The following is a 5,077-nucleotide window of genomic DNA, read 5'->3' on the forward strand; positions in this document are numbered from 1 at the left end:
CGGCCGGTGCGGCCCCGGCGCCGACGATCCAGCACGGCACGGGCGCCGCCGGCGGCGCATAGCCGCGTTCGCCGGTCCCGCGGGTGACGCTGATGCGCACGGCCGCGCGCGGCAGTCCGGCCGCGGCGCGCACGGCGACGTCGTGCAGGTCCTGCAGCGGCGGGAGCGGCAGATTCAGGCGCTGCGCACCGTCCTGCAGCCGTGCGAGATGTCGCGGCCACAGAGGCGCCGCGCCAGCGACGAACAGCACGGTCTCGAACAGGCCGTCGCCGTAGAGCAGGCCGCGGTCGAGTGCGGACACCCGGTCCGCGGCGATGCCGTCGACGTAGACGCGCGCCCTCATCCGGCCAGTCCCAGCGCGCGCAGGAGGCCGCGCGCCTTGTGCCGCGTCTCGTCGAGTTCGCGCGCGGCGTCGGAGTCGACCACGATCCCGGCGCCGGCGCGCCAGCGCAGTTGCGTACCGCTCTGCGTGATCGTGCGGATCAGGATGTTCAGGTCGAGATCGCCGTCGCGGTTCAGATAGCCGAACGCGCCGGTGTAGGCGCCGCGGCCGACGCGTTCGAGCTCGGCGATGATCTGCATGCAGCGCACCTTCGGACAGCCGGTGATGGTGCCGCCCGGAAACACCGCGCGGATCACGTCGCCCGGCGTCACGCCGGCGCGCAGCAGCGCGCGCACGTTGGACACGATGTGATGCACGTGCGCGTAGGTCTCCACGCTCATGAGCTCGTCGACGACGACGCTGCCGGGCCGCGCGACGCGGCCGAGATCGTTGCGCTCGAGGTCGATCAGCATGACGTGCTCGGCGCGTTCCTTCGGATGGCCGACGAGCTCGCGGATGCGCGCCGCGTCGTCGTCGCCGGCGAAACGCGGCCGCGTGCCGGCGATCGGCCGGGTCTGCACGAGATCGCCGCGCACACTGACGAGACGCTCGGGCGAGGACGAGACGACGGCCCAGCCCTCGCCCTGGAACAGCCCGGCGAACGGCGCCGGATTGGCCGCGCGCAGATTCGCGTACAGCTGCGCCGGCGGCGTCGCCGCGGCGAGCCGCGCGCGCCATTCGCGCGACAGGTTGACCTGGAACACGTCGCCGGCGCGCAGGTATTGCTGGATCCGCGCGACCCCGGCCGTGAAGTCCGGCGCCGGATCCTCCTCGAGCGCGGCCACGGCGAGGGCCTGCGGCGCCGGCGCCGCGGCGACGGCCAGATCGGCTTCGACGAGATCGAGCAGCGCGGCATGCGCGGCTTCGGCCACGAGCACCGTGCGTCCGCGCGCCTGGTCGACGAGCACGCCGACCGGACAGCGCAGCGCGATCGCGCGCGGCAAGGCCGCATCGGGCGCGGACGGCAGCTGCAATACGGGTTCGACCAGCGCGGCGAGTTCGTAGGCGAGGAACAGGGCCCAGCCGCCGCGGAACGGCAGCGCGTCGGCCGCCGCCGGCGCCGGAACGTGCTCGGCCTGCCAGCGCCGATCCAGCGCCGCGAGGAAATCGCCGTCGCCGGCCGGCCCCTGCGCATCGTGGATGCGGCCGGCCTGATCGAGCACGAGCGCGTCCCGCGGAAACGCGGCCAGCACGTCCCAGCGCGCGTTCGCGCCGGTGGCCGCGCTCTGCAGCAGGCAGGGATAACGTTCCGGCCGCAGCGCGGCCAGCGCGAGCAGATCGTGACGCGACGGCAGTTCGCGCGTGACCAGGGCGGCATCGTCGCGCGCGGAAACGAAGACAGACACGAGTCAGGCCGGTCCTACGGGATTACCCGCTGCAAGGGAGCGTATCGTACGACCGCGCGGCCGCCGGCGCCGCAGTCCGGCGACCGCGGCGCCGCCGGCTTCAGACGCGCCGGAATACCAAGGTGCCGTTGGTGCCGCCGAAGCCGAAGGAATTCGACAGCACGACGTCGAGCGGCGTCTGTCGCGCCGTGTTCGGCACGTAGTCGAGGTCGCAGCCTTCGCCGGGCTCGTCGAGGTTGATCGTCGGCGGCACGACGTTGTCGCGCAGCGCGAGCACCGAGAAGATCGCCTCGACGCCGCCGGCCGCGCCGAGCAGATGGCCGGTCATGGACTTGGTCGAGGACACCAGGACCTTCTTCGCATGATCGCCGAAAACGCGCTTCATGCCCTGGGTTTCGGCCAGGTCGCCGGCCTGCGTCGAGGTGCCGTGCGCGTTGATGTAGTCGATGTCGGAAGCGTTCAGACCCGCGTCCTTCAGCGCGTTGGCCATGCAGCGCGCGGCGCCGTCGCCGTCCTCGCTCGGCGAGGTCATGTGATAGGCGTCCCCGCTCATGCCGAAGCCGGCGAGCTCGGCGTAGATGCGCGCGCCGCGCGCCCGGGCGTGTTCGTATTCTTCGAGGACCAGCACGCCAGCGCCGTCGGACAGCACGAAGCCGTCGCGGTCCTTGTCCCAGGGACGGCTGGCCCTGGCCGGCTCGTCGTTGCGCGTGGACAGCGCGCGCGCCGAGCAGAAGCCGCCGATCGCCGTGCCGGTCGTCGAGTACTCGGCGCCGCCGGCGATCATCACGTCGGCGTCGCCGTAGGCGATCATGCGCGCGGCCATGCCGATGTTGTGCGCGGCCGTCGTGCAGGCCGTCACGACGGCGATGTTCGGGCCCTTGACGCCGGTCATGATCGAGACGTTGCCCGAGATCATGTTGATGATCGTCGAGGGCACGAAGAACGGCGAGATCTTGCGCGGGCCGCTCTCGGCGAGGATCTGGCTGGTGCGCTCGATGGTGGCGATACCGCCGATGCCTGCGCCGACGCTGACGCCGATGCGTTCGGCATTGGCTTCGGTGACCTCGAGGCCGGAATCCTTCAGCGCGTCCAGCGACGCGGCGACGCCGTAGTGGATGAACGGATCCATCTTCTTCACGTCCTTCGGCGCTATCCAGCGCGACGGATCGAAGTCGCGCACCTCGCCGGCGATGCGCGTGGAATAGGCGCTCGTGTCGAAATGCGTGATCGGACCTATGCCGCTGACGCCGCCGACGATGTTGTTCCAGGCCGTGGTGAGATCGTTGCCGACCGGGCTCAGGATGCCCATGCCGGTGATGACGACGCGACGCTTGCTCATGCGAATGCTTCCAGACGTGAAGTAGCGGCCGGGCGCGCCGGCCTGCGCTGCCGATGGCGGTCGGCGCGGACGCGAAGCGGCGGCCGGGCGGGCATTGAAGGCCGCATCGGCGCGCCGCAGCACGGCGGCGCCCCCAAAACGCGAACTGCGCCATGCGGCGCAGCTCGGATGCAGCTTGTGGCTCGAAATCAGGCCTTGACGTGAGCCTTGATGTAGTCGACCGCCTGCTGCACGGTCGTGATCTTTTCGGCTTCCTCGTCGGGGATCTCGCACTCGAACTCTTCCTCGAGCGCCATCACCAGTTCCACCGTATCGAGCGAGTCGGCGCCGAGATCGTCCACGAAGGAAGCGTTCTGGGTGACCTCGTCTTCCTTCACGCCGAGTTGTTCGACGACGATCTTCTTGACGCGTTCTTCGATGCTGCTCATTGTGCAAATTCCTCCCGAAGGGAATAGTTCAAAACCGAGTACATACGTCCTGTCGTCCGCGACGCGTTCGCCGGCTGCGCCGTACGCCTGCCGCTACATCCCCTGCGCGGGACCGTCCTTGGCATCACAAAGCCCGGCGATTGTAGAGGAATCGGATCGCACCAACCAGATACGGGCGTTTGAGTCGAAGACCAGCGGCAAACCCCTGATTTCTCAGGGCATGTACATGCCGCCGTTGACGTGCAAGGTCTCGCCGGTGATCCACGCGGCGGCCGGCGACGCGAGGAACGCGACGGCCTGAGCGATGTCGTCGGGCTGGCCCAGCCGGCCCAGCGCGATCTGTCCGAGCATCGCGTCCTTCTGCTCCTGCGGCAGCGCCGCGGTCATGTCGGTTTCGATGAAGCCCGGCGCGACGACGTTGACCGTGATGCCGCGCGAACCGATCTCGCGGGCGAGCGACTTGGAGAACGCGATGATGCCGGCCTTGGCCGCGGCGTAGTTCGCCTGGCCCGGATTGCCGGTCAGGCCGATGACCGAGGCGATGCTGATGATGCGGCCCTTGCGCGCCTTCATCATGCCGCGCAGCACGGCCTTGGAAGTGCGGAACACCGAACTCAGGTTGGTGTCGAGGATGGCCTGCCAGTCCTCGTCCTTCATGCGCATGAGCAGCTGGTCGCGCGTGATGCCGGCGTTGTTGACGAGTATCGACACGGCGCCGAATTCCTTTGCGACCGCTTCGACCAGCGCTTCGACCGCCGCCGCGTCGGTGACGTCGAGCACGCGGCCGTGGCCGCCGAGCGGCGCGAGCGTCCGGCCGATCGCCGCTGCGCCGGCCTCGCTCGTCGCAGTACCGACCACGGTTGCGCCGGCCTCGGCCAGGCGCCGCGCGATCGCCGCGCCGATGCCGCGGCTCGCGCCGGTGACGAGGGCGATTTCGCCCTGCAGGTTTCCACTCATGGCATGTTTCCCAGTGAACGTTCCGGAATGACGGAGGCGGTGCTGCGAGGCTCAGCCGCGCGTGTCGGCCAGCGCGGCGTCGAAATCCGCCGGCAAGCCGATAGCGCGCGCGTCGAGGCCTTTGTCGATGCGCTTGATCAGGCCGGCTAGCACCTTGCCCGGGCCGCATTCGAGCACGCGCGCAGCGCCGCCGGCGGCCAGCGCCTGCACGCACTCGGTCCAGCGCACGGGCTGGAACAGCTGACGGCGCAGCGCGTCGCGGATCGCATCGACCGAGTCGTAGGCGCGCGCATCGGCGTTCTGCACGACCGGAATCGCCGGCAGCGACCACACGATCGACTGCATGCGCTCGGCCAGCCGCTGCGCCGCGTCCTGCATCAGCGCGCAGTGCGACGGCACGCTGACCGCGAGCTTGACCGACTTGCGCACGCCAAGCTCGGCGAGCCGCGCGATCGCGCGGTCCACGGCCGCTGCATGGCCGGCGATGACGACCTGGCCCGGCGAGTTGTAGTTGGCCGGCGCGACGACCTCGTCGCCGGCCACGTCGGCGCAGGCCTGCGCGATCTGCGCGTCGTCGCCGCCGAGGATCGCGGCCATCGCGCCGACGCCGGCCGGCACGGCGGCC

At 70.4% G+C, this 5,077-nt stretch carries 6 protein-coding genes; all 6 read right to left on the reverse strand.

Features of this window, described 5'->3' with window-relative positions; translation table 11 throughout:
- Positions 1–343, reverse strand: a 343-nt coding sequence (locus NON22_RS20070; protein ID WP_257388754.1) for an aminotransferase class IV, incomplete at its 3' end; no start/stop codon positions are given.
- Complete coding sequence (locus NON22_RS20075; protein ID WP_257388758.1) at positions 340–1,692, reverse strand: aminodeoxychorismate synthase component I; 1,353 nt, start codon at positions 1,690–1,692, stop codon at positions 340–342. The genes NON22_RS20070 and NON22_RS20075, both read right to left, overlap by 4 nt.
- A 136-nt stretch (positions 1,693–1,828) precedes the next feature.
- Positions 1,829–3,067: a beta-ketoacyl-ACP synthase II gene (gene fabF / locus NON22_RS20080; protein ID WP_257388755.1), complete on the reverse strand. Its 1,239-nt coding sequence runs from the start codon at positions 3,065–3,067 to the stop codon at positions 1,829–1,831.
- A 188-nt stretch (positions 3,068–3,255) separates the two neighbouring features.
- A complete protein-coding gene (gene acpP / locus NON22_RS20085; protein ID WP_133820841.1) occupies positions 3,256–3,495 on the reverse strand; it encodes an acyl carrier protein in 240 nt (79 codons plus the stop codon).
- A 213-nt stretch (positions 3,496–3,708) separates the two neighbouring features.
- Positions 3,709–4,452: a 3-oxoacyl-ACP reductase FabG gene (fabG, locus tag NON22_RS20090; RefSeq protein WP_257388756.1), complete on the reverse strand. Its 744-nt coding sequence runs from the start codon at positions 4,450–4,452 to the stop codon at positions 3,709–3,711.
- Positions 4,453–4,503: 51 nt separating this feature from the next.
- Positions 4,504–5,077: ACP S-malonyltransferase (locus NON22_RS20095; RefSeq protein ID WP_257388757.1), on the reverse strand; the 574-nt coding region annotated here is incomplete at its 5' end.

The sequence above is a fragment of the Tahibacter caeni genome, assembly GCF_024609805.1.
GTDB classification, from domain to species: domain Bacteria; phylum Pseudomonadota; class Gammaproteobacteria; order Xanthomonadales; family Rhodanobacteraceae; genus Tahibacter; species Tahibacter caeni.